The sequence below is a fragment of the Paenibacillus sp. FSL H8-0315 genome (assembly GCF_038005365.1).
GTDB classification, from domain to species: Bacteria; Bacillota; Bacilli; order Paenibacillales; family Paenibacillaceae; genus Paenibacillus_AQ; species Paenibacillus_AQ odorifer.
The window spans coordinates 1939549-1956268 of the sequence record NZ_JBBOTA010000001.1; the positions used below are offsets into that span (position 1 = coordinate 1939549).

General features: G+C 45.8%; 14 protein-coding genes. 1 reads left to right on the top strand and 13 read right to left on the bottom strand.

The features are described from left to right. Nucleotides 1–37: 37 nt before the first annotated feature. The 7 genes from mreD to MHB56_RS08470 form a co-directional block, all read right to left on the bottom strand. Nucleotides 38–568, bottom strand: coding sequence for a rod shape-determining protein MreD (gene mreD, locus MHB56_RS08440; protein ID WP_081387283.1), 531 nt, complete (start codon nucleotides 566–568; stop codon nucleotides 38–40). Beyond that, complete coding sequence (mreC, locus tag MHB56_RS08445; protein ID WP_076186079.1) at nucleotides 568–1446, bottom strand: rod shape-determining protein MreC; 879 nt, start codon at nucleotides 1444–1446, stop codon at nucleotides 568–570. Before mreC ends, mreD begins: the two co-directional genes overlap by 1 nt. Nucleotides 1447–1508: 62 nt before the next feature. Beyond that, nucleotides 1509–2543, bottom strand: coding sequence for a rod shape-determining protein (locus tag MHB56_RS08450; protein WP_036685150.1), 1035 nt, complete (start codon nucleotides 2541–2543; stop codon nucleotides 1509–1511). Nucleotides 2544–2581: 38 nt separating this feature from the next. Next, a complete protein-coding gene (gene radC, locus MHB56_RS08455) occupies nucleotides 2582–3271 on the bottom strand; it encodes a RadC family protein (RefSeq protein ID WP_036685147.1) in 690 nt (229 codons plus the stop codon). Nucleotides 3272–3296: 25 nt separating this feature from the next. After that, nucleotides 3297–3893 (bottom strand): Maf family protein, encoded by a 597-nt coding sequence (locus MHB56_RS08460; protein ID WP_076303228.1) that lies wholly within the window; start codon nucleotides 3891–3893, stop codon nucleotides 3297–3299. 34 nt (nucleotides 3894–3927) lie between these two features. Then, nucleotides 3928–4173 carry a DUF4321 domain-containing protein gene (locus tag MHB56_RS08465; protein WP_036685144.1) on the bottom strand — a complete coding sequence of 82 codons (246 nt, stop codon included), beginning with the start codon at nucleotides 4171–4173 and terminating at the stop codon, nucleotides 3928–3930. A 200-nt stretch (nucleotides 4174–4373) separates the two neighbouring features. Next, on the bottom strand, nucleotides 4374–5612 hold the full coding sequence (locus MHB56_RS08470; RefSeq protein WP_076194477.1) for an SPOR domain-containing protein: 1239 nt from the start codon (nucleotides 5610–5612) through the stop codon (nucleotides 4374–4376). Between the two features lie 216 nt (nucleotides 5613–5828). Between MHB56_RS08470 and MHB56_RS08475 the strand changes: the two genes are divergently transcribed. Further along, nucleotides 5829–6815 (top strand): diaminopimelate dehydrogenase, encoded by a 987-nt coding sequence (locus MHB56_RS08475; RefSeq protein WP_038573038.1) that lies wholly within the window; start codon nucleotides 5829–5831, stop codon nucleotides 6813–6815. Between the two features lie 92 nt (nucleotides 6816–6907). Here MHB56_RS08475 and MHB56_RS08480 read toward each other — a convergent pair whose 3' ends face one another. The 6 genes from MHB56_RS08480 to MHB56_RS08505 all read right to left on the bottom strand — a co-directional run bounded on the left by MHB56_RS08480 (nucleotide 6908) and on the right by MHB56_RS08505 (nucleotide 16464). Continuing rightward, nucleotides 6908–8095 carry a glycosyltransferase gene (locus MHB56_RS08480; protein ID WP_076194482.1) on the bottom strand — a complete coding sequence of 396 codons (1188 nt, stop codon included), beginning with the start codon at nucleotides 8093–8095 and terminating at the stop codon, nucleotides 6908–6910. A gap of 337 nt (nucleotides 8096–8432) precedes the next feature. Beyond that, a complete protein-coding gene (locus tag MHB56_RS08485; protein WP_076194484.1) occupies nucleotides 8433–9590 on the bottom strand; it encodes a GGDEF domain-containing protein in 1158 nt (385 codons plus the stop codon). A gap of 33 nt (nucleotides 9591–9623) precedes the next feature. Continuing rightward, entirely contained in the window at nucleotides 9624–10790 is a 1167-nt protein-coding gene (locus tag MHB56_RS08490; RefSeq protein ID WP_076129397.1) for a GGDEF domain-containing protein, read from the bottom strand. Between the two features lie 209 nt (nucleotides 10791–10999). Then, nucleotides 11000–12376 (bottom strand): UDP-N-acetylmuramate--L-alanine ligase, encoded by a 1377-nt coding sequence (gene murC / locus MHB56_RS08495; RefSeq protein WP_036685137.1) that lies wholly within the window; start codon nucleotides 12374–12376, stop codon nucleotides 11000–11002. Between the two features lie 6 nt (nucleotides 12377–12382). Continuing rightward, nucleotides 12383–13759: a bifunctional folylpolyglutamate synthase/dihydrofolate synthase gene (locus MHB56_RS08500; protein WP_076129399.1), complete on the bottom strand. Its 1377-nt coding sequence runs from the start codon at nucleotides 13757–13759 to the stop codon at nucleotides 12383–12385. A gap of 5 nt (nucleotides 13760–13764) precedes the next feature. Further along, nucleotides 13765–16464, bottom strand: coding sequence for a valine--tRNA ligase (locus tag MHB56_RS08505; RefSeq protein ID WP_076129400.1), 2700 nt, complete (start codon nucleotides 16462–16464; stop codon nucleotides 13765–13767). Between the last annotated feature and the right edge of the window lie 256 nt (nucleotides 16465–16720).

Sequence of the window (16720 nt, forward strand, 5' to 3'; positions counted from 1 at the left end):
AAATTCCTGCTTTGTATAGAAAGAAAATAGAAGCTCTTTAAGCCGCTTCTTCCTTATTCGTTTCTTTCTTGATTAGCTCAAGCTGGCGCCGAACCGGTATGTAGAAGAGTAGCCCGATGGCAAAATGAAAAAGCATCGTCGGCAGCATGTGATTCAAAATCGCCCAGCTATAAGGTTCTTGATTAAGATTAAATACACTATAGATACCAAATAGTATACTATCCTCAAGTAGACTTCCAAGCAGAACCACAGTCATCATAAGGGGCAGCGGAGCACGTGGAATCTGAAATAAAAGGCCGATTAAATAAGCCGACAATCCCATCGCAAAAGAGTGTGCTCCAAGAATTCTGCCGTAAAAAACGACATCATGCAGCATTCCAAAACATAATCCCAATATAAGTGCTGTATGCCGATGATGATATATAGTCACGAACAATAACACTACAAAAACCAAATTCGGAATGATTCGCATCTGCCACACATCTGGAATCAGCCAAGGTAAGATGGTTCCCTCCACAATAAATAACAGGAACAGTATCAGAACAAGAACTGATCTGCGCATATTCACTATTCAGCACGCTCCTCCGTAAACACAACAATCAACTGCTTCCAGTCCTGAAATTCTGCTGAAGGCTTAATCACTGCTGTGGAGGTTAATCCAAATTCACCAACATCGACGCTTTCAACTGTGCCTATTGTCAATCCCCTTGGATACAACCCTCCAATACCGGAAGACAGAATAGTATCCTTCGCTGCAATAGGATCACCCGGTGGAATCTTAGTCATCAGCAGTCTGTTCGTCTCGGGATTATAACTCTCAATCATCCCAAAGGATTTACCCTCTTTATTTAAGGCAGTTGCCGCAATAGGCGGCTGGGAATTAGGATCATTGGTGTCCATCATTGTCATCAGCTTCACCGTGGAGGTGAAATTGCTCACCTTACTGATAACACCAACTAGACCATCCACTGAAATCACGGACATATTAGGTCTAACCCCATCTTTGGAGCCCAAATCGATAACAATCGTACTATTGCTTGGCTCTGTTGTCTGGCTAATTACCTGTGCAATACGATATTCATATTTATACAATTTCTTCTGTTCTTCAGTGAAATTCCAATTTTTCTCCAACTCGTCATTCCGCGCCTTGACGAAATTATACTGGGCTTTATCACGTGCATACTGGGCAGCCATAATTTTAAGCTGTTCATTTTCTTTAGCAAGATCACTCAGATTTCCAATATCTTCAAACAAGCCCGCTACATATCCAGCGGGCTTGTAGAACATTTTTTGCACGAAACCAGTCGAATCTCTGAGAAAGTTCTCCGGCCAGGACAAGCCTTTCCTTGTTGCCAAGCTGAAGCCCATTACCACAATGAACAGCACCAGTGTAATCAACAGAATAAACAGACGTTTATTGCTTAAGAGTTTAAACAGTTTCAACACCCTCTAACAACAGTATTTCTCCCATAACAGGGGTTGACTTACACAAGTGGTAGAACATCATCTTATCTCTTCGAACGAAGACTGGATCCGCTGCGGCTCTTGAACAAATGAATGTTCTCAAGTGCCTTACCGGTTCCAATAGCTACACAGTCCAGTGGATTCTCAGCAACAATAACCGGCATTCCCGTCTCACGTGCAAGCAGCTTATCCAAGTTGCGAAGCAAAGCTCCCCCACCTGTCAAAACAATTCCACGATCCATAATATCTGCTGCAAGCTCTGGCGGACATTTTTCCAACGTTACTTTAACAGCTTCAATAATAGCATTCACTGTGTCAGACAAAGCTTCACAGATTTCATCAGAAGTAATTGTAAGTGTTTTTGGCAGACCTGTTACGAGATCACGGCCGCGAATTTCCATGGTTTCAGCCTTTTCAAGAGGAAGGGCAGAGCCAACATCCATTTTGAGCTGCTCCGAAGTACGTTCACCGATCATCAGATTGTATTGACGTTTGATGTATTGAATGATGGACTCATCCGCTTCATCACCTGCAACACGCACTGAACGGCTAGTAACAATGCCGCCGAGTGAGATTACGGCAACTTCAGTTGTACCTCCACCGATATCTACAACCATACTACCTGTAGGCTCCCATACTGGCAGATCCGCACCGATAGCAGCAGCAAAAGGCTCTTCGATAATGTAAGCTTCGCGAGCGCCAGCTTGTTTGGTAGCATCTTCTACCGCACGTTGCTCTACAGCAGTAATGCCAGATGGCACGCAGACCATTACATTAGGGTGACGCTGGAACATAGAACGCTGTTTCTGTGCTTGACGAATAAAATATTTAATCATCGTAGCCGTTGTATCAAAATCAGCGATAACGCCATCTTTCATCGGACGGATAGCACGGATATTTCCAGGTGTACGACCGATCATTTTTTTGGCGGATTCACCCACAGCTTCAATCGTCTTAGTATCAGTGTTAATGGCTACAACGGAAGGCTCTCTTACAACAACACCCTTACCGCGTACGTAGACAAGCGTATTCGCTGTCCCCAAGTCAATTCCTAAATCTTTTGTGAAACCACCCAACATGCTAATTTCTCCTTTTCCTAAGTAAATCTACATTTATATTACATATGTCCTTTTTCTTTCAAGCTTACGAAACTGCTATCTCCGATAATTAGATGGTCCAGCACATCTATTCCGATAATCTCACCTGCCTGAAGCAATCTAGCAGTTAGGGAAATATCTTCTGGACTAGGTGTTGGATCACCACTAGGATGATTGTGCGCGCATATAATAGAGGCGCTACTGCATTTTATAGCTGCTCTGAATACCTCACGAGGATGAACGATCGAAGCATTCAGGCTGCCCATGGACAATGTTTCTTGTCCAATCACATGATTCTTCGTGTTCAGAAACAGACAGACAAAATGCTCCTTTTGCAAATAACGCAATTGCTCAGTCAGAATCTCAGCAGCGTCCCCAGGACAGCGGATAATGACCGGCATATTGAACCTGGAATTCGCAAGGCGCCTTCCCAGTTCGATGCCTGCTTTTAGTTGTACGGCCTTGGCAGGACCGATACCGTTGATTTTGGTCAGTTCTTCGATGCTAAGGTCAACTAGCCCACGCAGGCCACCGATCTTCCCCAGCATCTGCTGTGCAATATGAATAGCCGACTCGCGGCGTGTTCCCGTACGCAGCAGAATGGCTAACAACTCCGCTTGACTTAATGATTCCGCCCCATAATGCATCATGCGCTCTCTAGGTCGTTCTTCATGGGGGAGGTCCCGCAGCATAATTGGTTGCGACTCCATCCCTATCCCTCTTTCCCCAGGCTTCCTACCGGCTCAATACAGTTATACCGAACTCGGATAGCATTTCGCCAAGAAGCGACAAAGGCAATCCGACTACATTGAAATAACAGCCTTCAATTCGTTCCACCAAAATGGACCCAAGCCCTTGTATCGCATAAGAGCCAGCCTTATCAGCGGGCTCTCCCGTAGCTATATAAGCAGCAATTTCCTCTTCAGTCATTGCCCTCATCGTTACGGAAGTAACACGGTGCTCCACTATAGTCTTCCCATTCGGGAGTCCGAGGCAGGCTACACCCGTGTATACCTTATGAGTTCGGCCCTGAAGTCTGGTAAGCATCGCTTTGCTGTCCAGCTTGTCCACCGGTTTGCCTAGCACAGTATTATCTAGTACAACAATTGTGTCGCTTCCTATAATGACTGCATTACGCTCTCCGGCTGTAGCTACTACGGCTTCTGCTTTTCGCAAAGCTAGACTGCGCACGATTCTCTCCGGCGTCCAATCCGGCGGTGTGCTCTCATCAGCTTCGCTGGTAATGACCTCAAAGGGTAAACCCAGTAAGAATAACAGCTCACGTCGACGCGGTGAACCTGAGGCTAGAATAATGAGTGGTGAGTTGTCCACGTTGTAAACGTCCCTTCTTGCTCAGTAACGAGAGTTACAGTCTGCGGTACAGCCATACAGCTGTAATAATACCGGCGAGACTAAGCATGCACAATTTCAAATGAATAGTGATGTCATAGGTTATGATGTCTAAATCGGCTCGCGGAGACCATTTGAGCACAGTCGATGTTGTTAGAAAAGACAGAGCCTTTACGGGCTGCAGCAGCTTGGCGATCCAGGCTCCAGCCAGCCAGCCTAGAATTAGAAATAACAGCAGTGTTCCTACATTTTTCTTCTTCATCTCAGTCTTCCCTCGCCATTTTTTGACACCCTAATTATTATACGGTGAAACGGTGATCAATACAAACGTAAAATCCCCTACGGTAATGTTTACCACCTTTTGCCCTAAAAGTTGCGGAACGATACCCCTCTCCGAAAAAAAACAACAAGCCCCCAATTCCCCGGAGACTTGTTGTTATTTTGAATCCGCAATCCAAGCATTCAATTCATAGCAGACAGCAGCTGTTTTTGGCTGGTCAAGAAGCTCAGCATGGATTCCTGCACTTCCCAAAGCAGGGCTTGCGCCTTGTTCTTGTTATATTCACTCAGTGCTGAAATTCCTTGGCTCATAGATTTCTCTAGCGCTGCACAAATGCTTTTGGCTTCAGGCGTTATGCCTTGCTCCAGAGCTTTAACAGCTTCACTCCATTGGAGATGAAGATCACTCACAGCTGAGGTATTAGCTGCCGCATCCGTTTGTCCGCCACTGAGTAAAGAAGCGGATTGACTGCTTAGTTCACTGAGCAACTGTCCACTCACCGCAAAATAACTATTCACAGCCTCCGCATTTCCGGCAAATCCTAATCGTTCCACTCCGGGAAGATCCACCTCTCTTACATAAAGCTCAATCCCTTGATTCTTCAGTCCACTGCTGAGCAGCTTAGCTTGTTCACGGTCAGAGGACATTCCGGCATATACACGATTTCCGTCAGCAGGGTCCAAGCCCGCAGCCAAACCAGCGTCCAACAGCTCTTGTCTAGCTTGTTCCGCGCCTGCCGGCGTACTGAATACGCCATACTGCAGCAGGTAGTAGCTTTGCGCAGCCACTTGAACAGGAATACTGTTTTTGCCAGCATCATCTGTGCCCGTAACCGGCAATCCCGAGGTTCCTACACCTGCTGGATCATTAGCTCCGGAAGTCTGCCCTGAAGTAGCCAATGTATCTGTTATCCCGGTTCCCGAACTACTATCCATGTTTCCTCCATAAAAAAAGGAAAGCGCCGCATACCCAAGCAGTAGACCTGTGCCGATGGCCCCCACCACAGACAGGGATAATTTCCACCAATACGATGGGCGACGAGTATGATATGAGCCCCCATAACCTCCCGTGTAAACCTCTGCTGATTTATCTCTGTCATCTAGTACCAAATCTGAGAGCAGATACGATTGCTGCGTATTTCTGAAATCTCTATCCTGTTCGTCCCATTCTTGCTGGCGTGGATCTACAGTTCCTGAGTAATAGTCGTAAGCATCCTCCGGCGGTGCCTCACGCGTAGAGCGTAGATCAGGTTCTTGCACCCAAGTATGCTGCTGTGCTGGACCGACCTCCTTGCGCAACTCCTCTGCATATTCTTCAGCTGTACCCAGTCCGCCACTGGACCAGCGCTCCACTACCTGCGGTTTTGGCTTAGGCTCGTCCTTATTCACGTCAAATCGGAATGTCATTCTTCCGTTATTCAACAGTAACACCTCACCTCATCTAATCTATATGGAAATATATGATAGACAATAGAGAGATATGCTATTTTTATAGCCAAATGAATAATGAAAGTTATACGGATTCAGTTTACATTACATGTAACTTTTATATACTATATAAAAAGAGCTAAAAGTGTGCACTATACTAGTTAAGCTAGAAATAGGATTTTAGTTCATTACAGTTTAGGAGGGCTTTTTCTGAAACAAAAAATTCAAGCAGCAATTGTGGGCTACGGTAATTTAGGAAAAGGTGTACGTAAGGCTATTAACCAAAGTGAAGATATCGAGCTGGTTGCGATCTTTACGCGCAGAGAGCCTGGACAACTGGAAGCTGGTGAAACCGGTGTGAAATTCGAGCATATCTCTGCCGTCGAACAATATAAGGGAAAAGTAGATGTTATGATTCTGTGCGGAGGATCGGCTACCGATCTGCCAGAACAGACACCAGCTATTGCCCGGATGTTTAATACCGTGGACAGCTTTGACACTCATGCCAAAATCCCTGAGTTCTTTGCGACCGTTGATGCCGCAGCTAAACAAGGCGGAACACTCAGCGTAATTTCTACGGGCTGGGATCCAGGCCTGTTCTCCATGAACCGTCTGCTAGCTGAAGCTATTCTGCCACAAGGTAAAGAATATACTTTCTGGGGTAAAGGCGTCAGCCAAGGTCACTCCGATGCCATTCGCAGAGTAGAAGGCGTTAAAGGTGGCGTACAATATACTGTTCCAGTACAAGAGGTTATCGAGGCCATCCGTGCGGGTGAAACACCAGAACTTACTACTCGTGAAAAACATCTTAGAGAGTGTTTTGTAGTAGCTGAGGCTGGTGCAGATCAAGAGCGCATTCGCGAAGAAATTGTGAATATGCCGAACTATTTTGCAGATTATGATACTACGGTTACTTTCATCACTGAAGAAGAACTGGCAGCTCAGCATAGCGGTATTCCGCACGGCGGGTTTGTTATTCGCAGTGGGGTAACAGGAGAAGGCACGAAACAAATTGTTGAATTTGGCCTGAAGCTGGAGAGCAATCCTGAATTTACAGCTAGTGTGCTTGTGGCTTATGCCAGAGCTGCTCAGCGTATGAGTCAAGAAGGTCAAAGCGGAGCGCGTACTGTATTCGATATTCCACTTGGGATGTTGTCTCCGAAATCACCAGAAGAACTGCGCCGCAACTTACTCTAAAATCCTGTCGACAAATAACCCGCGTAGGACTTTTAATGGTCCTCGCGGGTTATTTGTTGTCCAGAGGGGCAAGCATCATGTCTGACAACCCTCTATACAAGACTAAGAATCTTACTCTTAACATGATTCATTTCGTAATTCTTCAACAAAGTCTCATGCGCACGATCCGCAATAATGGCGCCAAGCTCAGGATTTTTCAGTAAATTCAGTACACTTCCAACAACCTCAACTGAGGTATTAGCCAGCAAAATATTTCGGTTATGCTCACAATTCAGCTTCTCACACATGATTGAGCTAGTAACCACCGGGGTTTTTAGCGCCCAGGATTCCAGTATATTTCTAGAAACTTCGCAGCCTTCAAGGATAGGCACCAGAACAGCTTTAGACCGTCGTATGTATTCAGTAGAGGAATTTACTGGTCCAGTGACTATGACCGATTCATCTTCCTTAATCAAAGTCATGACCTCTGGGTGAACCTCTGAGCTGATAATGTAACTTTTGATATCAGGCACTTGTTCTTTAATCATGGGATAGGTTTTTTTAAAGAATACTCGGGCTGCATCTATTCCCAGTCTCATATTCATATTCCAGTGCAGCACAATTGAATTTTCTTTAGTCACAGGCTCTGCAAAAGTCTCATACTCATTCATCTTGATGAAATGGGGGACAACATGAACCTTACGAGCATCGGCAAATGATAGAGATTTGAACGCTAGTGCATCCCATTCCGAGGTTGCTAAAAGTAGTCCCGTCTTATTCATTAATCGCCGTTTATTCCTACGATCCCATGCAGCATTGAGTTTATTATATGGATTCTTCCTGCTTAACTTTCCTGCCTCTCCGGCAGATCCTCCGCTTCCGTTTGCAAAACTATAGGTATCTGTGATCACACTGGCTTCTGGAAGCAAGTTCCGCACCATATCAATGCATTTACCCAATAGGACATGCGATATAAATACATGCTTGTAATTATTCGAACGGCAAAGCTCCAAAATAGTGTTCTTCATATCTTTATCTATATGACTTAAATTTGAGAAATTCCGCAGTTTATGTAAGGGGCGCAGCATTGGCCTCCAGGTCGTATAATCTTCATTAATGTTATGAACCGTAAGTGCCGTCCGCTCATTTATAGACACGGTTTGGTTGGCACTGCCGTACGTCAGCAAATCTATATCAAATTTCCCAAGCAAAATCTCGAGAATACTCCCTGTTCTCATTTCTCCTTCTAGATCCTCTGCGCTTTGATTCTGGGCTGATAGGAACAGCATTCTTTCTCGCATGACTCTGGCTCCTTGTATTTTGTAATAAAAACCCCCATCTACTAACTGAAACTTTAGATGCAGTTCAATAGTAACTCATTTCAATTAAAAGTTTTGTCGATTTATAGGAGAAGTCTAAAATTTTTTAAGTTTTTTTCTGAGTTTCCAAAATTCTATCACGATTTACCCTTATAAAACGCCACATTTTCTAAAATATAGACTAAAACCCCTTTTTTTACGCCATACATAATCATGAATTGCTCTATGGATAGAAATCGTAATCTTTAGGTAATATGTACTACGCCTCTTTGCATACAAAAAAAGCATCTCCCTCGCTTAATGTCGAAAGGAAGACACTTTAGTTGTCATAGCTTCTAACTACACAGTTCCGGCCCTTTTTCTTAGCCTGATACAATGCAGTGTCACTAAGTTTGTAAAGAGTGTTCAATGCGTATCGTTCACCTGAATCCACCGTGATGATGCCAACACTTATCGTGTAATGCAAGGGCACACCATGAATGACCGCCCCTGTAACCGCTGTGCGCATCCGCTCTGCAATCATATCACTGTTTTGTTCATCGGCTCTATGCAGCAGCACAGTGAACTCCTCACCACCGAATCTTCCGAACAGATCACCATTGCCAAGCTGCTGTTTTATTTTATGAGACAGATCTTTTAGAACGTGGTCGCCGGTATTGTGGCCGTAGGTATCGTTTATGCGTTTAAAGTGATCCACATCCAGCAGTAAAAAAGAATACGGCAGCTTCTTCATTGCTGAGGCAGCTATTAAAGGCCGGGCGCGCTGTACAAAGGATCTGCGATTCAAAATACCTGTCAACACATCATAAGTGGCCACCCGTTCCAATTCTGTAAAGGAATCCTCCCTATAAAGCAGCATGATTCCTGCAGTTCCTAAGAACATAAGCAAATAAATCCCCAGATAAAAAAATATCTGCAGCCAGTGAGAGGTCTGTGCATTCCATCCTAACATCGAATAAAACGGTTCAAGTCCCTTGCTAACCAGCGCTAAAATTACAACAAAGTACAACAATCCTATGGTTCGCTGGAGAGAGGTCTCTCTAATCTTCACAGCTAATATATAAGCTGGCAACGCTAAGATCATAATCCCAAATAGACAAGTTGCAGCCATAACCAACCGCTCATCTGGCATAATTATATGCAGTAGCACTACGATGACAATGGATACTCCGAACAGGATCGTATAATATCGTTCAATCCTACTCCCAAAAACTCTGAGAAGCATCAGAAGCGCTAAGCTTTCCAGCGTACCTCCAGCTAAAGCAAGCAGCATACTGATTGGAATGGGAAGTCGTGAGTCTGTGAAATCATTCAGCAAAAGGAGAATTAAAGCTGCCAGCTGCAAATATTTTGCCGTGACAAACAAGGTAGAAGTCCGTTCCTGCGCGTAACGCAAACGATAGACGACAATAAGCAATACCGTAAAGGATTGCCACATAAAGAGGCAGACCAGCAGTGTCTTGAGATCCAGATGCATGTTAGTGAATTTCACCCCCTGTATTCTCTAAGCTCAATAAATATAATTGTATCTGACCACTCGGTTTCTTCCTTCTTGTTTGGCTTGGTATAACGCTTTATCGCTCAGCTTGTACAGCTTATTTATCCAAATCTCCTGATCCGGTATGATTGTAATTACACCTATACTAACTGTATAGCCTTGTAAAAGTTTTTGTGTAGGCGTCTTCATTACTGCCTTTCGTAACACTTCAGCTTTCCGGTCACAGCTAGCTTCATCCAGCCCGCAAAGGATAACTGCAAATTCCTCGCCGCCCAGCCTGCCAAATAAATCGCTGTTTTCGAGGTTGTCCTTAATCGTCAATGCGAATTCTTCCAGAACAACATCGCCGGTATCATGGCCGTATGTATCATTGATTTCTTTGAAATGATCCAAATCCAGCAGCATAAAAGAAAAGTACTCTTGCTCAGCAACTGCCTTCTCAAGCCGTACCTCAGCTTCCTCAAGAAATGCTCCACGGTTAAGGATTCCAGTCAAATCATCGTAGCTAGCGATTCGTTTCAGTTTTACAAAGGAATGCTCGTTAGAAAGTAGAATAAAGCCTGCGGCTCCCACAATCAACAATAAATACATCCCCAAGTAATATAAATACTGCGAAAGATTAGTTGTGAACACGTTCATCTCTGGCTCCCAGATCAATGCAACAATCGCGCGGAGCAGCATAATCCCTGCAAAAGCGTAAAACAATATTCCGAGTATCTTCTGAAGAGGGGTGCCTTTGGGGTTCACCGTGAGGTGGTAAGCTGGATAGACAATAAACAGTATCGACCATAATGAGGTACAGGCTATGCGCCAGCTGGAATGATGAAAGAAGATCGCAACAATACTAAAAGTAATCGAACTAAGTATGGAAAGCGTTATGTAATACAACTTTATCCGCTGACCAAGGATTCCCATCATCAGCAATAAAGCAATAATCTCCAGACAGCAGCCTAAAAGAATCAAAGCGTTGCTAAGTGGAATGGATAAAGCGCGGGGGATATGACCCCATAATAATAATGAACACCAGAAGAGCAGCTGCACCGCCTTTGAGCGTATGAATAAGGTGGATGCCCTGTCTTTAGGAGCGCTCCTCCGGTAATTGGTTATCAGCAGCAATATAAATAGATTTCCAAAAATAAATAAATACACTAACGTTTTGATATCAAGCTGGGAGTCCATGAGTCACCACCTACACGGAAAAATTGATCCTCTACTGACAGCACTATAGCACTCAATGGCTGGTTCAGCAAATACCCTATTTATTTCATTTTTTAGAATGTACATACACCGCTTAAGTATACAAAAAAGCACTTCCCCCTGCACGGAGCTCGGGGGGAAGTGCTATGGTCAAGAGAATATGAATATTCTCGTGTAGGCCTGTGTTTGTATTAACGCTTCTTCAAGCCGTCCGCCAATGCGTATCCAACCTTCCAGATATCGCCTGCGCCCATCGTAATCACTAGGTCACCTGGGGCAATACGAGGTTTCAGATCAGCAAGCACATCTTCTTTGGTTGGCAGATGTCTTGCACCAGCGTTACTGTTCTGCACAATAAGCTCAACCAGCTTCGCAGATGTAACCCCCTCAATCTGCTTCTCACCTGCCGGAGAGTAGATGTCGGTGATGATCACCTCATCTGCTTCGCTAAAGGCGCGGCTGAAGGCATCTAGCAGGAAGAACGTACGTGTATACCGCTGAGGCTGGAATACGGCAATAATCCGTTTCCCCGTTGCCTTAGCAGCACTGATTGTCGCCTGAATTTCAGTTGGGTGATGCGCATAATCATCGATGACCAGAATGTCATCGACTTCTCCGAGCACTTGAAAACGGCGCTTCGCACCATGGAATTTCACGATCGCTTCAGCGATTTTTTCAAAAGAGATTCCTGACTTCAAACAAGCGATAACCGCAGCCATTGAATTATACAGATTGTACTGGCCTGGCACGGATAGTTCAATTTGTCCCAATACTACGCCATTATGGTTCATCGTATACGAAACCTGACGGTCGCCAAGAACGATGTCTGTGGCAATATAATCTGCAGTCTTCGACTTGATGCCGTAAGTAATCACCTTACCTGACACTTCAGGCAATAAAGAAATCACGTTCTCGTCATCTGCACACACAATCGCAGTGCCGTCTTCACGGGTCTGGTTCATAAACTGTACATAAGCAGCCTTGAGACGGTTAAAATCTCCGCCGTAATTCTCCAAGTGATCTGCTTCCACATTCGTGACAATTCCAAGCCAAGGGTGATAGTGCAAGAAAGAGCCATCACTCTCATCCGCTTCCGCCACTACATAATCGCCTTGTCCTGCCTTTGCATTCGTACCGACGTTCATAATCTCTCCGCCGATAATATACGTAGGATCAACTTCACACTCTTCCATTACAAGTGCGATCATAGAGGATGTAGTTGTTTTACCATGCGCTCCGGCAACGGCTACCCCTTTACGTTCGTTCAATAAACGGGCTAACATTTGTGAGCGGTGCAGAATTGGAATCTTAAGACGCTCTGCTTCCACCCATTCCACATTATCGCTGGACAAAGCCGTAGAGTACACGACGAGATCCGCACCTTTTACTTGTTCTGCTGTATGCCCAATATAAATCTTGGCACCTTTAGCAATCAATTTATCCGTCAATTCTTGGGCAGCCACATCGGAGCCCGTAACCGTATATCCCATTTCTAGCATTACTCGGGCAATCGCGCTCATACCGTAGCCGCCGATCCCTATAAAATGCACACGTTCAGTAGTATCCAACAGTCGTCACCAGCCTTTTTCAGTATCGGGTTGCTGCAAAAGTGTACCGCGCACGTCAGAAATCAAATACAGCGTACCAGATACGACGGCAAGGTCATCCTCCGCTGTAATCGACTTCAGTTGTTGCAGCGCTTTTCCCCAATTATGTTCTACTATGATTACCAAGTTTTCCTTGGCATATTTATCCCGCAGACTTTCTGCGATAACCTGCAGATGCTCCGCGTCCATTTTGTTCTGGAAATCCGGTTCGGTCAGGATGAGCGTATCCACTATAGGCAGTATATGCTTAAAGTAGGATTCATGATGCTTATTTGCCATCATTCCCATAAGTAAATTTAATTTACCGTATTTATAGAGCTGTGGCAGGCTTTTGGCAAGGCTCTCCGCGCCTTCCGGATTATGTGCTCCATCCAGTACGATCCTCGGAGATTTACTTACCTCTTCCAGCCTTCCAGCCCAAAATGCATGACGCAATCCTTCCAGAACATCTTCATCCTCTAGCATGAACGCCATATACTGGCGCAAAACTTCAAGAACCATCATGGCTCCCGCCGCATTGCTAATCTGGTGTTCGCCTTTCATCACAATCCCAAGTTCAAGCGAACGGAAGGGACCCTTAAAGTTAAAGGTCTGCACATCCCCATGGATTCCAGTAGCTTCATAGCTAAAATCTTCTCCGGCAAGATAAAGAGTAGAGCGGCAAGCCGCCGCTTTCTCCTTGAGTACAGCCACGACTTCCGGTTGATTTACGCAGCTAACAACTGGTACACCGGGTTTGATAATCCCGGCTTTCTCCATTGCAACCTTCTCAAGCGTATCTCCCAGAATATCCATATGGTCATGGCCGACATTTGTAATCACCGACACGATCGGAGTAACGATGTTCGTTACATCCAGCCTTCCCCCAAGCCCAGTCTCCCATACGACAACATCCGGACAAGAAACACCCGCAAAAAATAGAATGGCCACAGCTGTAGTTACCTCAAACATCGTTGGTGAGCCAAATTCCGTTTCTGCAATCTCATCTACCAAAGGACGAAGGGTATTCACTAGCTCAAGAAGAGTTTCTTCAGGAATGTCCGTATTATTATATTGGAACCTGTTCGTGAACTTCGTAATATACGGAGACGTGAAGGTGCCGACAGAATAGCCGCTTTGCAAAAGTGCGCTTGTCAAAAAAGCACAGGTGGAGCCTTTGCCGTTGGTACCCGCCACATGAATAAATTTCAGCCGACGGTGCGGGTTTCCCAGCTTGTCCATCAACATCTCAATTCTGTCTAAACCTGGCCGGATTCCAAAAGGAATCAGGCCCTTGATCCAGTTAACCGCTTCGGTATATGTCGCAAGAGGGGCGGTGCTTCCGCCCCGATTTAGGTCATCCATGTCTCTTATCCTCTCAGCTCTGCTATGCGGGCAAGTACTTTCTCACGTTTGGCAGAATAATCTGCCTGCTTCGCCTGCTCCTCTTCGATAACTTTTGCGGGAGCTTTGGCCACGAAGCCCTGATTGCTCAACTTTTTCTCTACGCGTTCTACTTCGCTGTTCAGCGTCTGCACTTCTTTTTCCAGACGAGCGATTTCTTGTTCAATATCAATCAGCCCCGACAAAGGCAGAAGCAGTTCCGCTCCCGTTACTACAGCGGACATTACCTTGTCTGGCGTTTCCGGATTCAGGCCAGCTTCGAAAGAAGAGGTATTGCAGAAACGTCCGATGTAGTTGTCGTTACGAGTAATGATGCTCAGTGTTTCCTCATTGCTCGCTTTAATAATCAAATCAACCTTTTTGCTCATCGGTACATTTACTTCAGCACGGATATTACGAACTGCCCGGATTACATCCATCAGCAGGTTCATTTCCGCTACCGCTTGCGGGTTCTCCAGAGCAGCATCATACTCAGGCCAAGCAGCCAAAGTGATTGTCTCTCCTTCATGCGGCAGATGCTGCCAGATTTCCTCCGAAATAAACGGCATAAACGGATGGATCAAGCGCATCGTGCGGTCGAGTACATAAGCAAGTACGGACTGTGTCTTCGCTTTGGCTGCGGCATCCGTTCCGTAAAGCGACAGCTTCGCGAACTCAATATACCAGTCACACAAATCGTCCCAAATGAAGTTGTACAGCTGGCGGCCGGTCTCGCCGAACTCGTACGAGTCAATTAGACGCGTAATTTCACGAGAAGTTTCGTTCAGACGGTGTAAAATCCAACGGTCAGCCGTAGTTAGCTCTCCAGTAATGTCAATATTCTCGAAGCTAACTCCTTCAAGATTCATGAGGGCGAAGCGTGACGCATTCCAGATCTTATTAGCGAAATTACGCGCCTGCTCTACCTTTTCCCAACGGAATCGTAAATCCTGACCCGCTGTGCTGCCGGTAGAAATCATATAACGCATAGCATCTGCGCCATACTTCTCGATAACCTCAAGCGGATCTACACCGTTGCCGAGTGATTTGGACATTTTTTGTCCTTCAGCATCCCGTACCAAACCATGCATCAATACGTCCGAGAATGGTTTCTCTCCGGTGAATTCCAGTGCCGAGAAGATCATCCGCGCTACCCAGAAATAAATAATATCGTAGCCCGTTACGAGCACATCGTTCGGATAGTAACGTTTGAAATCTGCACTGTCTTCATTCGGCCAGCCTAGGGTTGCAAACGGCCAGAGGTTGGAGCTAAACCAAGTATCCAGAACATCCTCGTCCTGTTTCAGGTCGGTTAAGCCGCTGATCCGGCGCGCTTCTTCCTCGTCATTCGCCACAACCAGCTCACCGGTAGATTCAGAATACCAAGCCGGAATACGATGCCCCCACCAAAGCTGACGGGAAATACACCAGTCGCGTACGTTTTCAATCCAGTTCAGGTAGGTTCTCTCGAACCGTTCAGGTACAAAGTTAACCCCATTACCATCCTTCTGTGCATTGATGGCAGCTTCGGCGAGCGGCTGCATCTTCACGAACCATTGTGTGGACAGGTACGGCTCAACAACCGCTCCTGAACGTTCACTGTGTCCAACTTGATGCACATGATCTTCAATAGAGATCAGAACGCCTTGCTCCTTCAGATCCGCCGTGATGGCCTTACGGCATTCACTCCGGTCTTGACCTTGGTAAGGTCCTGCTTCTTCGTTCATCGTACCGCTCTCATCCATTACGTTGATCTGCGGCAAATTGTGCCGTTGACCTACCTCGAAGTCATTTGGATCATGAGCTGGCGTGATCTTAACCGCACCGCTACCAAACTCTTTATCTACATACTCGTCAGCGATAATTGGAATCTCCCGGCCGATAATCGGCAGGATCAGGGTTTTACCAATCAGATCTTTATAACGATCATCCTCAGGATGAACAGCAACTGCCGTATCACCCAACATCGTCTCCGGACGTGTGGTCGCTACAGTGATATGTCCGCTGCCATCTTTAAGGGGGTAACGCAGGTGGTACAGATGACCGTTAACTTCCTTATATTCAACCTCGATATCCGACAACGCCGTACGAGCCGCCGGGTCCCAGTTGATGATACGTTTACCGCGATAGATCAAGCCTTTATTATAAAGCTTAACAAATACCTCGCGAACTCCCTTCGACAAACCCTCATCGAGGGTAAAACGCTCGCGGGAGTAGTCAAGGGAAAGTCCCATTTTTGCCCACTGCTCATGAATGGTGTTCGCGTATTTATCTTTCCAATCCCACACCTGCTCCAGGAACTTCTCACGTCCGAGGTCATGTCTGGAAATCCCCTGCTCGCGCAGCTTCTGCTCTACCTTCGTTTGTGTTGCAATACCTGCGTGGTCCGTACCTGGTAACCAAAGCGTATCGAAGCCCTGCATCCGTTTAGTACGAATCAGGATATCCTGTAATGTGAAATCGAGCGCATGCCCGATGTGCAGCATTCCTGTTACGTTTGGCGGCGGGATCACAATACTATAGGCTTTAGCATCCGGACGTTGGCCTGCACGGAAATATCCGCCCTCTGTCCAGTAGGAATACCATTTCTGTTCTGCTGCCTTCGGATCATACGTTGTTGGCATCTCGTTTTTAGATTCATTCGTAGCAGCAGCATCTGCCGCTGTTAGATGGTTTTGGTCAGCCATTCTCTGATACCTCCACTAGTTTACTTGTAGTTGCTTATAGTTGTTAATAAAGTTGCTGTATAGAGCGCACAGGTCTCTGAAAAAAACAAAAAGACCCCTCGTCTCAAAGGACGAAAGGTCATTCTTTCGCGGTACCACCTTTGTTTCGCGCCAATGAAAAATAAAACTACACTTCTTACCCTACGGATTCAGAAGCTTAGCGCGACACTCGTACAGATAACGGCTGCTACCGGCCACAACCTAACTTATCCTTCAC